19 protein-coding genes are annotated in these 18,994 nt (G+C 55.9%); 1 reads left to right on the top strand and 18 read right to left on the bottom strand.

Annotation, left to right across the window (positions count from 1 at the left end; all coding sequences use genetic code 11):
• Nucleotides 1–9 precede the first annotated feature (9 nt).
• The 6 genes from AC6RV7_RS19805 to AC6RV7_RS19780 form a co-directional block, all read right to left on the bottom strand.
• Nucleotides 10–984, bottom strand: a complete 975-nt coding sequence (locus tag AC6RV7_RS19805; protein ID WP_500095933.1) for a ComEC/Rec2 family competence protein — start codon at nucleotides 982–984, stop codon at nucleotides 10–12.
• Nucleotides 981–1,613 (bottom strand): hypothetical protein, encoded by a 633-nt coding sequence (locus AC6RV7_RS19800; protein ID WP_500095932.1) that lies wholly within the window; start codon nucleotides 1,611–1,613, stop codon nucleotides 981–983. Before AC6RV7_RS19800 ends, AC6RV7_RS19805 begins: the two co-directional genes overlap by 4 nt.
• On the bottom strand, nucleotides 1,610–2,401 hold the full coding sequence (locus AC6RV7_RS19795) for a hypothetical protein (RefSeq protein WP_500095931.1): 792 nt from the start codon (nucleotides 2,399–2,401) through the stop codon (nucleotides 1,610–1,612). Before AC6RV7_RS19795 ends, AC6RV7_RS19800 begins: the two co-directional genes overlap by 4 nt.
• Before the next feature lie 625 nt (nucleotides 2,402–3,026).
• Nucleotides 3,027–3,815, bottom strand: coding sequence for a LamG-like jellyroll fold domain-containing protein (locus AC6RV7_RS19790; RefSeq protein WP_500095930.1), 789 nt, complete (start codon nucleotides 3,813–3,815; stop codon nucleotides 3,027–3,029).
• A gap of 117 nt (nucleotides 3,816–3,932) precedes the next feature.
• The gene (locus AC6RV7_RS19785; RefSeq protein ID WP_500096002.1) at nucleotides 3,933–4,286 is read right to left on the bottom strand and encodes an HNH endonuclease; all 354 of its coding nucleotides are present in this window, start codon (nucleotides 4,284–4,286) and stop codon (nucleotides 3,933–3,935) included.
• Nucleotides 4,287–5,271: 985 nt separating this feature from the next.
• Nucleotides 5,272–5,820 (bottom strand): hypothetical protein, encoded by a 549-nt coding sequence (locus AC6RV7_RS19780; RefSeq protein ID WP_500095929.1) that lies wholly within the window; start codon nucleotides 5,818–5,820, stop codon nucleotides 5,272–5,274.
• A 491-nt stretch (nucleotides 5,821–6,311) separates the two neighbouring features.
• On the opposite strand from AC6RV7_RS19780, the gene AC6RV7_RS19775 reads away from it, so the two are divergent.
• Entirely contained in the window at nucleotides 6,312–6,809 is a 498-nt protein-coding gene (locus AC6RV7_RS19775; protein WP_500095928.1) for a hypothetical protein, read from the top strand.
• A 232-nt stretch (nucleotides 6,810–7,041) separates the two neighbouring features.
• Here the strand turns inward: AC6RV7_RS19775 and AC6RV7_RS19770 are convergent, their stop codons facing one another.
• The 12 genes from AC6RV7_RS19770 to AC6RV7_RS19715 form a co-directional block, all read right to left on the bottom strand.
• Complete coding sequence (locus tag AC6RV7_RS19770) at nucleotides 7,042–7,866, bottom strand: hypothetical protein (protein WP_500095927.1); 825 nt, start codon at nucleotides 7,864–7,866, stop codon at nucleotides 7,042–7,044.
• Nucleotides 7,867–8,659: 793 nt separating this feature from the next.
• A complete protein-coding gene (locus tag AC6RV7_RS19765) occupies nucleotides 8,660–8,974 on the bottom strand; it encodes a hypothetical protein (RefSeq protein WP_500095926.1) in 315 nt (104 codons plus the stop codon).
• Entirely contained in the window at nucleotides 8,971–9,426 is a 456-nt protein-coding gene (locus tag AC6RV7_RS19760) for a helix-turn-helix domain-containing protein (protein ID WP_500095925.1), read from the bottom strand. Before AC6RV7_RS19760 ends, AC6RV7_RS19765 begins: the two co-directional genes overlap by 4 nt.
• 431 nt (nucleotides 9,427–9,857) lie before the next feature.
• Nucleotides 9,858–10,664, bottom strand: a complete 807-nt coding sequence (locus AC6RV7_RS19755) for a hypothetical protein (protein ID WP_500095924.1) — start codon at nucleotides 10,662–10,664, stop codon at nucleotides 9,858–9,860.
• Entirely contained in the window at nucleotides 10,661–11,425 is a 765-nt protein-coding gene (locus AC6RV7_RS19750; RefSeq protein ID WP_500095923.1) for a hypothetical protein, read from the bottom strand. The genes AC6RV7_RS19755 and AC6RV7_RS19750 overlap by 4 nt, the downstream gene beginning before the upstream one ends.
• A 28-nt stretch (nucleotides 11,426–11,453) precedes the next feature.
• Nucleotides 11,454–13,139 carry an autotransporter outer membrane beta-barrel domain-containing protein gene (locus AC6RV7_RS19745; RefSeq protein WP_500095922.1) on the bottom strand — a complete coding sequence of 562 codons (1,686 nt, stop codon included), beginning with the start codon at nucleotides 13,137–13,139 and terminating at the stop codon, nucleotides 11,454–11,456.
• 220 nt (nucleotides 13,140–13,359) lie between these two features.
• Nucleotides 13,360–14,889, bottom strand: coding sequence for a type IV secretory system conjugative DNA transfer family protein (locus AC6RV7_RS19740; RefSeq protein WP_500095921.1), 1,530 nt, complete (start codon nucleotides 14,887–14,889; stop codon nucleotides 13,360–13,362).
• Nucleotides 14,889–15,425, bottom strand: coding sequence for a hypothetical protein (locus tag AC6RV7_RS19735; RefSeq protein ID WP_500095920.1), 537 nt, complete (start codon nucleotides 15,423–15,425; stop codon nucleotides 14,889–14,891). The genes AC6RV7_RS19740 and AC6RV7_RS19735 overlap by 1 nt, the downstream gene beginning before the upstream one ends.
• Nucleotides 15,422–16,144: a P-loop NTPase family protein gene (locus AC6RV7_RS19730; protein ID WP_500095919.1), complete on the bottom strand. Its 723-nt coding sequence runs from the start codon at nucleotides 16,142–16,144 to the stop codon at nucleotides 15,422–15,424. The genes AC6RV7_RS19735 and AC6RV7_RS19730 overlap by 4 nt, the downstream gene beginning before the upstream one ends.
• Nucleotides 16,145–16,411: 267 nt before the next feature.
• Complete coding sequence (locus AC6RV7_RS19725; protein WP_500095918.1) at nucleotides 16,412–16,816, bottom strand: hypothetical protein; 405 nt, start codon at nucleotides 16,814–16,816, stop codon at nucleotides 16,412–16,414.
• Between the two features lie 105 nt (nucleotides 16,817–16,921).
• Nucleotides 16,922–17,266 carry a hypothetical protein gene (locus AC6RV7_RS19720; protein WP_500095917.1) on the bottom strand — a complete coding sequence of 115 codons (345 nt, stop codon included), beginning with the start codon at nucleotides 17,264–17,266 and terminating at the stop codon, nucleotides 16,922–16,924.
• Between the two features lie 1,369 nt (nucleotides 17,267–18,635).
• Nucleotides 18,636–18,953 carry a hypothetical protein gene (locus tag AC6RV7_RS19715; protein ID WP_500095916.1) on the bottom strand — a complete coding sequence of 106 codons (318 nt, stop codon included), beginning with the start codon at nucleotides 18,951–18,953 and terminating at the stop codon, nucleotides 18,636–18,638.
• Between the last annotated feature and the right edge of the window lie 41 nt (nucleotides 18,954–18,994).

The raw sequence follows: 18,994 nt of genomic DNA, 5'->3' as shown, positions 1-18,994 counted from the left end.
AGTGCTCAATCATCGACTCTCATATCTCATGCAGATAGCCCGCTTGAGCTTCTGCACGCGCTGGAAATGAGCCAAGTCGTAGCGATCCACTACCATTTGATCCTCGATTAAAGTAATCCGAGTTCCTCCACGGCACGGCATTCCCGATGCTGCCGGAAAATATCCAATAAGCGAATTGCCGTCGAGGACACCTTTGTAATCCCGTTGGCCAGCCTCCGTATGGCACTGCCTTGTGATTTGAGAGCAGAGCACACGGCACTGGTTCCACGCCAGTTCCTCGAGATACGCCTTTCGCGGATGTCGGTGCTGGTTGAAGGAGCCAACAGAAATAAAAGAGCGTATAGGGGCGATCGAAGGAATGAGGTGTTCGCTACGGTCGAGATCACCAGGCGCGCCGTGATGCGGACCTGTTATCCATCGCGACCGGCGGCCAGCAACCGACCGATGGACACTGCTCAACAGTGCGTCCCCTGCCCAGACAACCTCCAAATGATCACGGATCTCGAGTGCCAAGATTCCGCAGGTGTCATTCGATCGTCGCGCTGGGATGTTGTCTTCGAAGTTAGGAAAAAGAACGGAAAGTCGTGCGCCGATCGTGGGATCCTCCCAAAGAGGGCCGCGAGTCGGACTATGCTCAAGCCGTTCAAGAGTAAGCCGACCGGCCGCCTTCATCTCGAGCACTCGCCGAAATAACGTGTCGAAAACAGGATTGTCCCGATCCCGATCAAGCAGCATCCAAAGACAACCGTAGTCAGGTCGATCAAGACCAAAAACACTGGGCAGTGCGCCAATATGGTCAGCGTCGTTGTGCGTTAGGATGATCGCCCTACACTTACGTCGAGCGCGTTGCGGATGACTTAACCAATCGATGACAGGGCTATTCTTCGGGCCGACGTCGACGAGAATGAACGATCCATCGGGCAAGTTAATGACCGATGCATCGCCCTGTCCGACGTCGACAAAGTCTACGGACAGGCGTGTCACACTTCGGCAGATGGCACTGGAGCTTGCACCGGAATCACCCTCTCAATATGAGACGCCTTTCCGTCCGCTGAGAATTTCGCGAAGCAGCTGAAATACTCCCCGACGTCAACTAGCTCAAGCACGCTAGAGAGGTGGCGCGAAATGAACTCCGTTGAGCCATCATGCCATCGCACCCTGACCACATCGCTCCGAGCCAGTAATTGGCCCTCGGCGTAGCGAGGAACGGACTGTTCGTCCGCAAATGAACGCATGTCGACATTATCCACAACGTGAAGCCAATGGTCGCCATCCGCTTCACTCAGAGTGTTTGCCTGAGCCTTATTCCAAAGCTCCAGAAATCGGCGAACGATCAACCTAGGCAAATGCGGCGCATCGCCGATCGAAAAACGAAGCCCCCACCCTTCCAGCTCTAGCTCAGTATCCTCAGATATATTGACTACCGGCTCGCTTGTTAGCCGAAGATTGAATCGCCCCCCCTCCCACGCATAAGTCGTCTGCTGAAACTTGAACGACTTAAGTCGGCTGGGCTGCACTTCAGAATTCGCCTTCATCTTTGCGACTGGAGCAGACTCCGATGCCGCATAGGACATCGCGACAGGCGCAGATGTTTCAGGGGCGAAGTGGATCATAACGGTTGGAACGATTTTTTCGCTTCATCGGTGAACGAAGCTTCAAAAATCTTGATCATCCAAGCGTGCGCCACAAGCATTTCCTCTGCGATAGCAGTGAGGTCAACGCTCCGAGTCGCTTGAGGGCTGCGAACCTGAAAAGACAGCTGTAAACCTCGTTGATTTGGCGCCATCATAACGCGCGATTCCCAGCCCGTCGGTTTTGGCAATTTGAAGTTTAGTTCGCAATGTAATGGCGACTTCATAACCATCCCTTCAACTGGTGGGCGCGGAACCAGCGTCAACACGCGGCCGATATCGATTAGGTTGTCTCGGGTAAACGAAGGGATCGTGTCGACCGTCAGGAAGTTCGTGTAGTCCAGGACGATGCCACTCATTGAGGTCACCGAGAAGTGCTCCACCCAGCGCGCAAGCCACTTTTTCCATAGCGCGTAAGCGTCATCGAAACAAAATACATCTTGCCCATCGCGCACCAAGTTGATCGAGAACCGATCTACAGCTGCAAGCAGCGCTCTGCCACGAGGAGATTGCTTAGGACTATGCTGCCAAAACCAATTCGAAATATTCATAGTAGCGCCGCCCTCAGCCAATGTCGGCACTCCATTCTTCTCCTCGATGTTCACGTCCCACTCAACACGGGGATGAAATTCAGGAAAATCCTCTCGGACGATTGACTTCCAACCTTCGATGAGCGCTGGAAAACGTTCGGCATCAATTTTACCCAACACAGCCAGAACCCGCTCAACGATAGGGGGCTTAGCGTATCGGGGGTAAGCAGATTCAGCCATGGTCGTGATGCACGACCGGTCAGATGCCCTAATACATGGCCTGAGACAACAACTAATCCGCCCCATCGCACTGCGATGGGACGCCGAACAGCAGGGAGCGCCACCTCCATTCACGATGCCATGACATGGCTTCCAGAGGAACGCCAGGGGGGCGTGTCGAATACGGCCCCTGGACGCTCCCTTAGGCGACTACCCCAAATTGCCTCGTCCGAACAGGCAGGCGCTCGTCTCAGTGACGGCCAGCGCGAGGCTTACTTCAAATTCCCGCCCTATTCCCACTTGAAACGCGGCCCGCCTCCCTTGTGCGGAAAAGATCCGATCCGGGGCGGGTCGTCAGATGATCAAATCCACGCCACGGATCGGTGTTCACCATGCTGCCCAAAGAAGCACGCCTGAAGCAACGCTCCGACCGCGCACGTCCACGCCCTAAACCTGTGTCGATGCAGGAACGTCCATAACCCTGCGCCTGACTAAGGATTGCACGGCCGCCGACAAAGTCTACGCAGGCCCTCGGATTCGCGTGACCTTGGCTGCCGATGCGTCAGGACGACCATCCCCTTCGCCAAAACGCGCTTGTTTCCAACTCTGAGCTCTGCTGGGCGGACACTGTGTCGAGGCGCAACAGTTAGGTAAATCTTTTCGCGATTGCCAAACCAAGCGCGCTCAGCCCTACCAGCAAACCCAATGTCGATTGCTCGGGAATCGCACTGTAAAATCCAAGATCTGACGAGGGTTCAAACGCCCCACTGTCGAAAGAAAAGAACTCAACATCGTCAACCAGCCCCGCCAACACTGAATCCCCATCCGTCCCAGCAAATGCATACCACAATGAGCTTGGATCTCTATAGGGCGCGGAAGCGTGTCCCTGCAACACCCCATTCACATAGACATTCATAACGCCCTCTTTAACAACTGCCACGTGCAGCCACCCATTCAGCCGCTCCTCCGGTGGCAAACCAAAATAGCCGCCGCCGCCCCAACCATTAGAAAATGCTCCGTAATATCCATCTGATTCAGGATAGAAACCAAGCGACACTCCATCGCCACTCTCATCCCCCCATGGCTCTCCAAATGAAACTATAGTATTTATGAATGCCGACCCTACAAAATATGGATCTTTTATCCACAGCTGGATTCCATAATTGTCGGACAGAGCCCCCGAATAGTTTGTCCCAAATGCAAACGCAGCCCCATTTAGCACGCCAGATGCAACATTACCTTGCGTGGGCGGCTTATCATCAAAATTCAACTGAGGCTCACCCTGGTAGTTCGAAAACTGAACACTGCCCGAGGATTCCCACGGATCAATGGGATCATCGAACGAGAAAGTCACAAGATTCGTAATAGCCGCACTCAACACGCCAGATTGCATACAAAACATTGCCATCGCGATGTAATTTCTTATGCTTTTCATATATTAGAAACTTGTAGCGGAATATCAAAGATCAGTCACACGCCCGCTCGGCGCGGCCCTTGCGCAAGAACACCGCAACAAGTATATGTGTTGGCTGTAGCGTTTGGCTGAGCCCTCTTAGCGTGCATGATCTATGCGACCAAGCTCGCGAAGAAACTCTTCGTGCGTCTTGCGCCCTTTCTTTAGATTACAAGCCGCGCAGGCTAATACAAGATTCGAGCGCCGATTATTGCCCCCCCGGCAAATCGGTCGCTTGTGCTCCAAGTGAACAGCTGTCGGTGGGAACGACACCTCGCAGTAAAAGCACACAATCAACGAATCTCCAGACGCCGATTCCCCTAACAAAACGCGCTTCAAGAAGCGGGCTGCGCTCCGAATGGCGGGAGATCGTTCAAGATACGAAATTCGCTGCTGATAGCGACGTGCAGCCGTCCGTTTTTCGCGGGCTTTTGCCTCGGCCTTCCGGGCCATACGAGCCGCTAAATAACGCAACTCCCCTTCGCGCGATGCATCCCTCAACGCCTCATACTCGATGGCTTCCGCATTAACGAGCGCGCCGTGGGCCACGCGAAGCGTCTCTTCGAGTGGCTGAATCACTGAACGTCTATAATCAGAATTGAATCCAAGCCATGACCCGATACTGGAAATCCACGACTCCGATTCCCTTGCCTGCGCTAGCATTTGGTAGGCGTTAGTATATGCGGCCTCTGCAGCCTGTCTCCTCGGTTTTACCAACGCGCGAGCTTCGGCGCGAGCCGCGTCTTTGGCGCGTTCTAGATGATATTGATACCACTGCTTGCGCGTTCGGCGTTGCACAGATTTTCTGCCCAACGTCAAAGATGAGCCACACGTGTGCGAGAAGCAGTCCCCGCACAAGAATGATGGCACGCTGCAAGCATACGTTCTGGCTGTTGCGCCAGCCTCGTCTTTTTCATATCACACGCTCCATTTCATTTAGCGGGGCCGAAATTGCGGTTTCGACGAGGCGTTCGGAAATATCAAAAGCCCACGCCTTCTGATCTACACCATGGCGCATACAAAGAGCCTTGTGAGAGAGCGTCCAGGGCTCATAGCCAAATGGCTTAGCACAGCGATATTCGTCTGTGAGACGGAGCCCTGCGATAAATCGCCGTCGACTGATAAACGGACGGAGACGCATGAGCGCTTGCCGAAGCTGCACAGTGCTTTCCTGAACGAACGTTTGAGTTACTGGCTGGTAAACCGCTGATGTAACCTCTGCGACAAAGCGGTCAAACGCCTCCCTGCGACGTAGCAACAAACTAGCGCAGTAGCCTGCGCCAGCGGAGAGGAACCCGCCCGCGACAGCACCGACTAACACGGTCAGTAGTTGGGGGTCCATCGTGCCAAAGGTCAAAGTTGAGCCACACGCATGCCTGGCACCCAAAGCGGCTCCGCCACCGAAATGGCGACCAAACGCGTTGGCTCTGGGTTCTTGTTAGGCATTTAACGCCTTCCGCTTTGGAGCCTCTACTCGCGAACTCCACTCTGCCCACATCCCTCGCATAACTTCGATGGCGCCAAGCAGACTCTTGCTCTCCTTCGAATCGGGCACATGAAAATTAGAGACCAAATGCCGTAGGAACGGGATCGAATGATTCAGCGCTTCGTGCGAGGTATTATAAATCTCGTAAGATACCGCGCCGCGTTCTGCCTGCCTTGTCGTCGGATGTGCGACCCGCTTGTGAAGCTCCTCTATGTCCGCGTCGCTCAAAAACCCTCCCGTCGCCGAATAACCAAAAAGCTCGGACTTGAGATCGTCCGGAAACCGAGGGTTCGAATGCCGAAAGAACTCATTCAGCTTCCGATAGAACATGAGCTGCGCTTCGATGACGGCATTCTCAATAAGCGTGGAGTGCAGCGGGGTCGGCAAGTCGGCGAGCCGCGGTTTCACGCGTGTTGTCCACGAGTACCAAACGAACATCTCTTGGACGAGATAGAACGCGTCATTGGCGGCGGTCTCTAGTCGGTCACGTGTGAGAAACATTTCTGCCTAACGTTAAAGGTCACCACACCTGTGCTCAGCACGGCAGCGCGTAGCAGCAGCCGAACGAACAAAGATAGTGGAGCGCATAATAGAATCAGGGAGATCGATTTCGCCTAACAATATTACTTAATTGCTAACTGAAATCGAAGTATAACACGGAATGTCCTGCAACGTTTTTGTGTTAGCTGCCAGCGAAATCCAGCTTCCATAACCCCGGACGAAGTTCCCGGCTGCCTGCTGCGGCGCAAGTGATCACGGCTTCGCCTCGATACCTCACCAGTGACCATTAAGCTTAAGCGGCGTTCTTGCCCACTCTATGAGCCACCATGCTAGAAACGAGTCCGTTCCTTCCGTGCCTTTTTTGGGTCGCAGAATTCAGAGCCCAAAGCCCCCCCTCTTCAGGCGCGTGCCGCGAGACGATCTCAAAGCTACAACCGCGGAACGATGCGGTCTGCACTTAGGCTCAGCACCAATTGGTCGATGAAAGGTTGATGCAACCGCTTGGACCATTAATCAACGACGAAGTCCCTTCGCCTACGAACATCACATTAACGTCTCCTGTAAAACCAGGTGCTCAGTTCACGTTTTCGGTGTGTCCAGAAGATCCGCCGTTTTTCTATCTATCAAGCCTCGACTGGGCATTGATTTCGCTCGAGGAGATCAATCGGAAGTTACGTGATGAAAACTACTTCTACTACGACGCAATGTTTGGGCCTACTAGAAACTGGTCAAAGCGGGATAATGTCGCGCGATTTCTATCGGGGCGCTCCGGCGTGTGGATGCCAACGATGTTCTTCCAAGATTATTTTAACCATCGCCAATCCCACGATAAGCTCACATTCAAGGATGGACGTCACCGATACACCGTATTGCTAGAGGATTATGGGTTTAATGTGCTCCCAATTGCATTTCCTCCCGATCAACGCGCGTTTTTCCAGCCATATTTTGCGAAAAGCCAGCCGAAGCGACACGCAAATTCAGCAACCTAGGCGAGAACATGGAAATCCCGCATACTCCCAGAGAGAATACAAAGGAACAGTGCCACTGCAGAAGCGATTCAAGCCCGAGTCATTCGCGAAATCGGTGAGCGAATGACTCTCCAGCAAGACCAAAGAGAGATCCTAATTACAAAGTCCGACCTAATCACACAAGATGCAACGGAACAGGGCGGTAAGCTCCTGGTCGGCGATACAATGATAGCAGTGGCAGCAGGCGATGGTCTCACCGCAGTCCATACAAGTAGAGCAGTGTTGCCCAACCCGACGGCAATATCCGAGGTGCTTCCGTCAGCTCTCGACCATACTTCACGATCATCTCCAGCATGTGACGGGCCTGAAAAAACGCTTCGAGCATCGGTCGGGTGTGACGGTGCCATTCGGCATTGTGCGAGATTTTCCACACTTTGCCCGTCCCAGATCGAACTATGTCGCAAAACGCGCCGTGCAGGTAGCGATCGGGCATCAAGTTTTGGATCGCCCGAAAGATCGTAAGCGTGGTGTCTTGGACTCGATAGACTTTAAAGGAACCGTGGTAGTAGCGGTACACGGGATCTTCGTAGGCCCACTCAGAGCAGACGCGCTGCCATAACCCGTCCAGCTCGAACGTGCGCCCCTTTATCGCCTTTAGTAGGTGCGTGGCCCGTTCCTGGCGATCGTCACGAATTGCGATCGGCCGTGTGTGCAACCGGCGTCCCGCAACAAACTCGAGTGCTGTGCCGTCTGCCGAGATCGTGACATCCAGCTCGAAAGAGTATCCTCCGCAGATGCCAACGTCCCGTCGAAAGTCCTCTTCCGTCGGGTATCGGACGAAGAAGAGTTCCCCATCAGGCGACTGAAACGGGCGCTCTAGTACCCATACGGCCGGTTCCTCTCCGAGCTGTCCCAAGCTTGTCTCCGGCGGTGCCGGCAGCAGACGCCATCCGCCGTTGCGGCTCATGGCGCTCGATATTCTGGTCTGAGGACGTGGTCCGTTGGGATTGGCACGGCATTCGGCTGCCGCTGTCGTTATCCATCCGCCAATGTCGAACGATTTTTCTTCGTCAGCCATCCTGCAGTGTGAATGCACCGAACGCCGCGCGCCGCAAGAACGCTCCTGCTAACCACTGAAGAGCTAAGAGCGTTTCTGGTCTGCCCTCGCAAGCCGCAGCACCGGCTTGCCCGGTGCGAAGCAAGCGGCCGGCGAGGCGATGACTCCAGACGAAGCAAACCTCGGTTCAATGTTTTCGCCTCATCGAGCATCCTGGGTGAGAGAGCCGGGCGCGGCTGGCGCGCTTACGCGCTTGGTGCCGCGATCCGGGAGAGGGCTACGCCCTTTCCGGGGGTCGGGGGCGGCAGCCCACGTGCGAGCTGACGCGAGCAGCGCCGCCGCAGGACGGCGCAGGCGATTTGGCTCCCCTTCGGTCGAACACCGGTGCCCGCATATGTGCGGACACCGGGCCTGCCTCCAGACGATCGACGTAATTCCTTGATCACATGATCAGCCGGCCGCGCAGTTTCGCGCCGACACTGCCGGGACTCTGCCTAACCGAGTGGAAGTGGATCAGACGATCGAACGAAATACTCGCTGTGTCGTGGGCAGGCAAAGGCGTGGAAGCCCCGCCTTCATCGCAGTTGTCCATAGGTTGACGCTCGATCGCACCCGAGAAACTGTTGTTCAGGATACCCACCGGCACGGCATCACCCCAGTAGACAGCCCCCGATTGTCCACGTAGCGGCCGTGGACCGCTGCGCAGCGGCAGCCACGCAGCTCATACGGCGTCAAGGCGACGATGTCGTGGCACTTCGAGTACCAAAGAAGCTTTATCGTCGCCTCTTCTCGCAGTTTTGGATCTTGACCGACCTCATAGCGATGGGAGTTTTGCCAGTCTGACAGCCCTGCCATTGCCGGCGTGAAACATGGCTAGTGCATCCGCAAGTTGTGTTGCCGCTGCATCGACTGAACAGAGACAACACCACCGCCACAGCTTTGTGCGCTGCGATTTGAACTTGATGAAGATCACGAGCGCAAGTCGTTCAATTACAGCGGCGACAGCACGACCGAGATAACGTTGGCAATCGCGTCCGGTGACGGTCCACGGGACCACACCGTTTTTCGAAATGCCGTCGATGAAGGTGCGCCACTTCTTGGGTCCCGTGTATTTCGGTTCTTTCATCATCGCGTGGAGCGTTTCCGTGCCTGTTCTCTTGGCCTCTGGCCGGGTTTAAAGACCTTTATACCCCCGAGCCATTCGGCATGTCGTGTAGCCCCGGCACGCATCAAGTAGGCCCCTTGGGCACGCCACCAGTAGCCGTCGCTCAACCCGAAGAAACGATCCAGTGCGAGCGCGGTAACAACGCCAATCCACGAATCATCCGGATCTGCACGGATGAAATTCTCCAGTGTTTCCTGGAAGCTGCTCGCGTCGAAAATTCTTCCTTCGATCTCAAGCGGCGGTATGGCCTGTGCAATCTTCGCTGCCGTTAGTCCAAACGGCTTCATGAAATCTTCGCGCAAACACTCACCTGGATGCCCGAGGGAAAGGCGTTTCAAGGTTTCACTCTCTGCCCAGTCATGCAATTGGTGGGTCGTCGCGGTTCGCCGCGTCTTTCTAGCTCGTTTCTTTTTCATCGCACATTCCTCGAAATTACCAGGTGCTCGCGTCGCCAAAACGTCAGCTTGTAGGCAACACGACCTCGAACCTTCTTCCACCTAACGGCATCGCCTGCGCGGAGATCCAGCCTGTTGCGCAAGGCAAGTGGAAGTTGCATCCAGAGTTCGCGGTTTTGCTCGAAAACAAGCAGCTTCCAATGATCAGATCCAACCTTACGAACTTTGCGTACAAAAACGATCGAGCTAGCTGCTTTTGTTTTACTCATGTGCCGATGCCGCTGCTCGACGAACAGAATGTATAGGCAACAGCCGAACATCAGGCTGATCTCTCTCAATAACAAGCCTACTCCTCAGAGCATGCATGGCATAGTCAACGGATATTAATATATTATAATAGTATCCGCATACTTTTCCATAAACCGAGCCCGACACGGACTGGAACCAGCCGATCAGTTCCGGTGATCGACCGCCGACGCCAGCACCTCCAGTAAGGATCTCGATTCCTTTAGCCGCACTTCCGCCTCGTTTAGGGCTTTGGTGCTCGCATCGATTTCGCTCTTGAGCGTGTCGTAATTCGCGCCGTGGAGGAGCTGTTCTTTGGCCTCGTCAACCATCCGATTGTGAGCGTTCACCTGCTTATTGTAAGCGTCCAGGTTCAGACTGTGGATGATCCGATATGCGCTGTGTTCGGCCGCCGGCAGTTTTAGCGCGTGCGCTCGCGCGCGATACGCTTTGCACCTCGCATGATCGTTGGTGCCCGCCAAAGCTCGCTCGATCTCCTCCTGTAGTCGTTTTTCGGCAAGCCGCTGCGCTTCTTTGGCGGTTTTGATCGCACCGTGACCTTTTGCGATGTCCCGAATCTCCACGAGTGCATCGACGGAAGTATCTGCCGTCAGTTTCCCCGCGAATTTGGCTTCAGGATCAACCGCCGCGGCAACGGGCGGCGTCTGTGCCGGGATGGCCTCCAGTGGGCGCTTGGCTGCGCTGACTCGCACAGCCTCCGTCCGGACGGGGGCATCGGCAGCCGGTTCCTTCGGCAACGACGGTCTTTCAATGGCCGGCAGGGGCACTTCGCGTGAACTTCCCGTCAGTTCCCGCGCTGTCCGTTGTGCTTCCATACGCTGCACGGCCCCCCAGCTAATGGCGGCAGGAGCAGCCAACACCGCGATGCAGGGCACGTAAAAGAGCACGCCACGCACGACGTTTCGGATTACGCGCTGTTTTGGAGTGTAGTTTCCCTTGATGTAAAAGCTCATGCTTTATCCTCCTTGCGGGTTGTGGGTGCGAGTAGGGATTCAAATCCCGCGAGCGGATTTCCGCTGACTTGACGAAGCGCCACCGCTTCGGCCGGGGTGCAAAGGCCGTTCGGCACCACCCTGCCTTCTTTCGTCGTCCTGCCAGAGATGCTCGCGAGCATCTGCTCGCGTGTGATGCTGCTGTCGATCGTGTCCAGCACCGCCTCGCGGGCTTTGTAGGACCGCCAGACGTATTCGAGGTACAACGCAATCGCCGCCACGATCAGATAAACGCCGATTCCAGGGGAAAGAAACGCCAGTACGAACCCGGCAAAGGCCACGCCTGAAGGGAGAACGACGCGGTTCGTGAAATCGTCATCCGCCAACCCGAACCGCGGCACTCCCATGAACTGCGAGTGCCAAAAGATGCCTTTTTCTTGGCGCGAGCGAATCTCGTTCCTCACTTGACGATCCGCCACGTAGAATGCCGCCACGACCAGGACGCCGACCACAGTGGCGACAATCCCAAGGGTGGTTCCGCCCTCCGGGAACTGCACCGTCAACGGCCGCGCGGCAGTGAGCAACAGCAACGGGGTTGGGATCGCCAGCCAGATGAAAAGCGCACGCCCGAAGGGCGCCACTCGATAGTATCGCTCGCCAAGCTGGTGCCGAGTAAGCACGACCAGAGGAAAGGTGAATGCGCGGAGCAGTCGGATTAGCAGCGGCGGGTAGAGCAGCCAGCTTACCCCCGGAATAGGCGGCAAGGGTTGATCGGTGAACATGGTTATTGGTCTTTTGAGCTACGACTCGTTACCAGGAATAGCGGCCATGAAGCCGACCAGTGATCGCCCAGCGATCACCTGAAAAACCGCGGTCTCCTGATACGTTAGCGCCGAGGGTGAATGCGTCGTGGATCGGAAAACTGCAGGCCACTTCGAGTTGCGCCCACGCGCCGCCAAGGTCAGAGTGAAACACCGCTTGCTCGTTTGCACTGGTCATTGTCGTGCGAGAGTCCCCGGCGAATTCATTCCAAACGTGTAGGCCGATCGATAGCTTTCCGGACCGGGCGGGATGAACGATTCTTGCGCCCACGCGCCCGGCAAAACTCTCGCTTCCTGCAAAGGCGGCTCGCATAGGATCAGCGCCTGCCGCGTCGAGAGTGACGCGTTGCGCGGTGATCTGGGCCAACAGATCAAGCCGATGCTCCCCGACTAGCAGACACATCCCGCCTTGGACAGAACCAGCAATACCCCAGCCATTGGTCGCCAACTCCGGCCGATCCCGTGGGGCAGCAGCGAACTGATAGCGAGTGGCATGGGCGAGAACGTCAACATACCCGCGATTGCCCGATCGATGCGTCCAACGGATGCCCGCCGTGTAAGCGTCCGTGTTCACGGTCCCTGCGTCGTAGCCACTTCGACCGTGAACGTCAGCCTGCACGCGTCCTGCAACGGCATAGACGCCGAGTCGGTCTGCAAAGCCACCCGGCCGGTAGGTGCACCAAAGATCGGTGCCAACTTGGACGCCACCCAGCGAATAATCATACGCCGAACCCCGGCTCGGGGTGCGATTGCCGGTCTCGCCGATCAGCCGAATCCAGCCGGAGCGATCGATCGCGAAACCGGGACCTGCATGCGCGACGCAGTCGGTCGCAACTGGCTGATCGATTCCCACAGTGAGTGCACGCGCGTAGTCATGCGCCAGCGATGACAGCGTGGGAGCAACGAGAACATCGTTGGCTTCGACGGAATGGAGGAACCAGTCTCCTGAGTCTGTCGTAAGCCAGTAATCGTAAAGACCCGGTCTGCTGCGATCGATGGCGAAGGCGTCAGGTCCCACGGAAGCGCCATTACGTGAGTCCACCACTTTGATACCATACTCATCCGTGATGCCGCTCCCTCCCGTATTTACGATGCGGAGAATTGTTGTGCGGTAGGTGACAACACTCGAGCCGTCGAAAACCAGTTGGTCGGCTGCTGTGCTGGCCGGGCTAACATTCACATTCATTTCGATGACTCCGCCGTCGCCGAATCCATTCGTAACCGTGAGCGTGTGATACTGCTCCGAGTGCCCGTCGTTTAGGTCAACGAGACTGCTACCATGAATCATCAGCGTCCCAATAGTCGATGATCCGGTGAGCTGCCACGAGCTCTTCTCATACAACCAAAGCGAGGACTTTTTATCTACTTTAATAGTGCCGTGCAGCGAGCTGTCGAACATCTCTACTGCAATGGAACGCTCTTGTGCTCTCTGGTGAATGGCTCCTCGCAACTCAGCATTCTGAAACACGTGGATCTCGGATGTCCACGGCGGCGTGCCATCGCCTCGGAAGCTTTGTGTCCATCCACCAGTGCTCACCGTGATAGTGACGTCCGTCAACGGCGGCACGATATAGATTGATTGCGCCCGGAGGCGTTCGACGCCTCCAATCGCTAGAATCGCACCAAGTGCGAATGGAGAGAGCAGCGCAGCAGCGCTGCGAATACATGTTTTCATTGTTTGTTGTTGAACTGGCAGAAATGGGCAAGGCAGAGCCTACCCCCGAGATTCAGTAATCTCCGGTTCAGTCTCGAACCCGCGGCAGCCTCAGATCAGGAAAGCAACAGAGTGAGTACGCCGATGAGGCAGAAGTACGATGTAACTAGCGCGACAGCGACGGCTCGGACAATTTTTGTGAACAGATCGATGCTCATGGCTACTATATGGGCCTCTATTATCAGGGGAACTGCTTGAAATACACTCGTTGCCACGTCCTTTGCGTCGATGTCCAGATTCGGCCGTTCTGGAAGAGGTAGGCATCTACCATGAGTGAATTCTCACTCCCACCTTTACGCAGGGCGGTGAATTCTCTTGGCTGGATTTCGTAGTCCATCTGCTCACTGTGGCCCGAGCTTGCCCCAATGTTTAGCGCGGAATCGTGCCCCAGATTGAGGCCGTTGTTCTTGTTAAGATTACGGCGATTGTGCAGACGCTTACCGATCAGGTCTGCAGCCCACTGGTTCGTTTCTTTGTCACTGTTCGCGTGAAAAATCTTGGTGTTCAGGTTACCGAGCAGGGAATCGACACGCGCGCGCCCATTCACCTCACCTCCAATCGCGGCTATCAAGTTGCTGTAATTCTGAGTAAGATACACAGTAGACGCCCGCGAACTCCGCGCCGTTGTCTGGTAAATCTGATCGTATTTTGAGATAAAATATTGGCACTCGTCGGCCCAGATGAACACCGGGCGACCCCTCTTGTGACCGTTGTCACGACGACGTTCGATGGCTTTTTGTAAGAGGTATTTCCATAGCACGGCTGCGTAACGGCCGGTCTCGCCCCATTCTTTTACTGGCAAGTCGACGATGACGATTTTGCCTGCCAAAATGTGCTCTGGAATGATCGTCGTCCCGGAGCAGAAAAGCTCTCTCATCTTTCCTCTCATTAATGACTCGGCCATCGTGACGAACATTTCAACGACACTGCCGCGTGGTCTAGGGTCGAGGCCTGGGAATCGTTGCAGCCAATACCCTCTAACCTCGTTGAAATCGATTGCTGCCGACGTGCCGTTGGTGTTCGCTTCGGCCTGCTGCAGGCAGGCCCAGCAGGCGGATGCTCCTTGCCAAGATGCGGAGCGAACGGACGCCGCGTCTCCCGGCGCCGAACGGATCACGTCGAACATCGCGTGAAGTGTCAGCGGCCGTTTGGCCATCAGCAGCAGCTCGACACAGTTTCTGATAAGCGACTTCATCGAACGATTCCAGAACGGATCGTCGCCCTTGCCGCCGACCACTTCGCCGTCACCAATTGCCGCCACCTCCACGAAGAGATTCACCAGATTTTCGGTCAGTCCTGCGCCTTCTCCAGGTCGATACGCCTCGTAGTCCACGAAGTTGAAAGAAAGCGTCGCATCACGACCGAAATACAAAACGTCTTTGGACCGTCCGGTTTCTTCCGCGTATTGCTTCCAAGTGTCCGGTTCGTCGCGCTTGGCGCACAATACAAGCCCGCCAAACGCGCCTTGGAGATAGCTATAAGCTAGACTGTGACCACTCCCTGATGTTTTTCCGCTGCCTGTCCCGCCAAATATTATCACGCCCTCGCACGCGTCCCGTAACAACCACGGATCGCCGTTAAAGTTCATCAACAGCTCATCGTCTCGCCATCCATCGGCAGCCGGCTGCTGGTTTCTAGTTGGTGACGGCGGGGCCACTGTATTACTATTAACACCAGCAAAGGCGCGCAGGATGTCTGTGAATGATTTCATTATCTACCCCGGAACGTGAGCACCGCGACGGCTGCAAGAATCCCGGCGCTTGCGCCAAGGCCGAAAACCGCGAAGAGCGCTCGATTCGAGAAAACGCGAATGTGATTGTTGAATTTGTCTGCCGCCTGCGTGAATAGATGGATATTCGAAAACAGAGCAGAAGCTGCATTGGTAATGACCTCAGCTTTTGCTTGAACTTCGCCTTCAGCCTCCGCCTTCGCTCGAGAGATCGCCTCCACCAAGATTGCAGCCTCGCTCTGGGCAGCCTCCAGCCGCCTAACGTGGTTATCTAGCGCGCTAGCAAACGCACGACTGCCACCCTGAAACTCGTCGCGTAAGTTCGCGAGATGCTGAGCTTGAACCATCTGTAGCTGCATAAATGAAGCATCCGCGGCCAACACGGCCTCGACGATGAGCGTCACCGGATCATCCGGTGTGACTTGAAGTGCATTGTAAATCGTCGCCCGATTAGGCACGCCATCGGGGCCGATGCTCTGTGCGACGATCTGAGCCAAGCTCTGTTTTCGATCACTCATATGCTCGGAAGCAGCGTCTTCTTCGCTCGGTCGAATTCCGCAAAAACCTTGGACACCCACCGATGAACATACGAACGACACGCGAGAGGTAGACGCTTGTCCTGCGTAGCAGCCGACCACCGTAAGGTGTGCCTATCGGCGAGAGAGAAAGTCTCAGCATCAAGCGCAGGTATCGAGAGTTCCACCGCCCCCAACTCAGACGTTAGCTGCGCTCGTGTCTTGCTTTCTTGCCACAGCGACCATGTTCCCGGAATCGCTTCGCTACGAGCGATCACGTAGGAGACTCGATCACCATACTGGCCGGCGAGAATCTTGAGCAACCCGATCGAATCTGCGGAGGGTGCGAGAACAAACACGAAAACAACGCGAGCGCCCATCTGCCTAGCAATATCAACAAATCCGGAATGATCGGCGAACTGTGCCAGCATGATGGATGTCCCAGCGCCAAGATCCGCAAGTTGGCACGGCGTCTCTGATTCGAGGTTGTTAATCAACGGTTCGAATCCTTTGACTGATTTCGTGTGGATGCGCTGCGCTTCGGGAAAGAATCGCAGGAATGTCGGATTAGCGTCGTCACCATCATAGGCGAGATGAGGCGTTTTCTCGCGCTCAAGATATTCGGCCAGTGCGCGCGCGAGCGCGGATTTTCCCACGCCGCCTTTGTCGCCGCACACAACTAGGATCGTTTTCTTGGGGTGTTCGCTTTTCTCGTTTTTCATCAGGATTGAAGAAGAATCAAAGGGAACCGAGGAAGCGGCGCATGTGATCGACACCGACTCCGAGTCCGTGCCGCCTACGGAGCTGCCGCACAATATCCTCGGCACTTCTACCCTGCTTGTGCCAACGCCGCAGTGTGCCCCGGAATCCGGAAAGCAGCCCGCTGCTGAATCGCCAGCTCCAATCAGCGAGCGCACTGATTTCCTTGGCGGTCTCGACCTTGCTTGGATGCCCCGTGGCCTGCCGGGCAACGTCCATCGCGTCCATGCTCATTGCTTCTCCTCCGCGTCCATCGCGTGGACCTGCTCCCACGTGAGTGCCCCCGCCTCCCGATGCTCCGCAGGATTATTCGCAGTCCGAAAAACTACTATCGGATCAGACTCATAGCACTCGTGACCTTTCGCCCAACCAGTCACGAAACCAAGAACCTCCGCCGGTGACTCCTGTTCATCGACTGTGTTATTAGCGTCGAACGCATTGCACTGGGGATACAGCAACTGCATCACCGCCTGCGCCATCTGCCGCGCCCTCTCGCATTGCGTGGCGAAAGGCGCAACATCCACCTCGACGCACACGACGCGTTCGACGGAATAGCCCTCAACGCACTCGCCTTCCGTGTTCTCGCGCCACGCACTCACGATCGAGCGCCACCGCACACCACGATATTTACTCATGATTGCGCCTCCAAAGCCGACGCCAATTTCCCAGAACTGGTCTTCGCCTCCGGCTCGGAATGGGGCTCTGCCCCCTCAGACCCCCTCGGGCCGCTGATAAGGGAATCACAAATCTTCTGGTTTAGCCGGCGCATATTGAGCGTGAGGGATTACTTTTCCGTGGCTGCCAATTACGGATGCCCCATCGATCGCACCCACGTCGACGACCCGAGCAGCCAGTTCGGCGACGATGTGCGGTGGCGCTGATTTTCGTCGTTCCGGCGCAATATTTTCCGGAAGCTGGATGGCATAGACCTTTCGGCCGCGCGACCGCACCCGAACGAAATGCCAGACCGCGTTATAGCTGATTCTGAGCCCATGCCGTTCGGCGAGCAGCTCAGCGATTCGCTGGTAGGTGGTCGGCGGAGTAGTCGCGCGCAAGCCAGCGATTTCAGCAGCATAAGGAACCAAGAGAGATCGATACGGCTTTCCGGCAGGCATTTGCTCATAGTGCTTTTCTCAGGCGACCGTGAACTACACGCTTTTGTGTGTCAATGTGTGTTAATGTGTGCTTTCCTTTCTTCCTAATCAGTGGCTAGATATGAAACTAAATTCTCGATTTGGCGCCGCCTTCATCACATCTAGATCACAAAATTGCACCGGAAGCTGTGATTGAGCTGTGAAAAATGAACCTGCTTTTGCCAAAGCGCGCAGCGCTTAGGGATATTGCGTCTCTACATATTCATATCACCGCGCGAAGCGCGGCGCCCGTGCCTTCGTGGCGACTCCGCACAGCCACGGCAATCGTGGCCAAGTCGAAAGGAGGTAGTTGACCGAAGTCGCGAACCACAAGGGGCGTAGTTGAACTAGCTGTGCTTGCCGACCGCAGCCTTTGGCGCCGGGCAGAGTGCTAAACCCGAGGTCGTGTTCGAACTAAACCGAGGGGTGTAGTTGAACCAAAACGCACGAGCCGTTGCATTCAACTGATTTACGCTGCGATCGCCGCCCCGATCGGTTGTATTTGACCGAGGGTCGTATTCGGGTTGGCCAAAAATTCGGGGGTGTAGTTGACCGAAGTCCTCCGCTGCACCAGCGATTCGAATTTCTCTTACCAAGTAGCTATTTTACAGTAGTTAGCGCCCCCGTTAACCACCGGATCACCGCACGAAGCGTTCGCAGTGACTCAGCGCAACCAAGGCCGCGTGGCCATGCGTCACGGGGTGCAAGTGCCGAAGCCGCGCAAAGGTTGCGCTCGAAACAGTTCGCTCTGCCAACAAACCCGGGATGTCGTTGACCAAAATCCGAGGGACGCTTCCGCCACCAAAGAATGGAAAATGCCCATCAACATTCCCCATTCGCCCCCGGTATCGGATAATGGGTTTTATATCGCTATACAGGAGGGGCAACTTCAGAGGAGACGCAGCCACCGAACTACGCTAAGTTTGCTATCAAACTACGTGTCCGCTGTCACCAAACTACGCTAGGTTTGCCACCGAACTACGCGTTCGGCGCCACCAGACTACGCTAGCCACCAAACTACGTGTCACCCGATATCCACCGCTTCGATCCGCATTCCGCCGAGAAATGGAAATCGTGAACCACGCGGTCGGCCCCGCGGCATAAAGGGGGGGGGGTGTAGTTGACCCAAGTAGCTATGGGGTTGGGGAGCCGGGCAGAGACCATGTAATGCAAAAAGACCGACCCTTCAAACTGGGTCGGTCTTCCCACCTTTCGGCGGTCTGCGGTCGGCGCGGCGATCAGGTCGCATCCCTGCGGATGCCCTATCCTCCGCGCCGAAATTGAAGCCAAGCTTTGTTTGTCAAAAGGCAGCCATCGGTCTTCATGTGATTGCGGGCTCGATGCTCAGTTCGCCTGATTCGATCTTCGCGACGGCAATGAATGGCGCTCCCGCCGCTCGTATGGCGCGGTATCGCTCGCCACGCTCATACAGCCGACCGCCATGGCCCGCGCTCAAGGAATCCGCAATTGGTAACAACCCTTCGCCCTGGAGAACGAGGGTCTCGGCGCCGACGCGAACCCTCAGCACCTCGTAGTGGTTCCCGTCGGGCGAATTGGCATGCGCACTTGCCGGCTCATGTGCCCAACCGATCAGCACATGTAGTGGCCAGCCGTGAAGCTGGCCGTTGAGCAACGTCACGGTCAAGCTTGGCCGTCCGTCGTCATCGAATGAAATCGGAA

This window comes from Opitutus sp. sgz309028, from assembly GCF_059821195.1.
The sequence above is the reverse complement of the archived record's forward strand: the minus strand, read 5'-3'. Positions and strand labels throughout refer to the sequence as shown.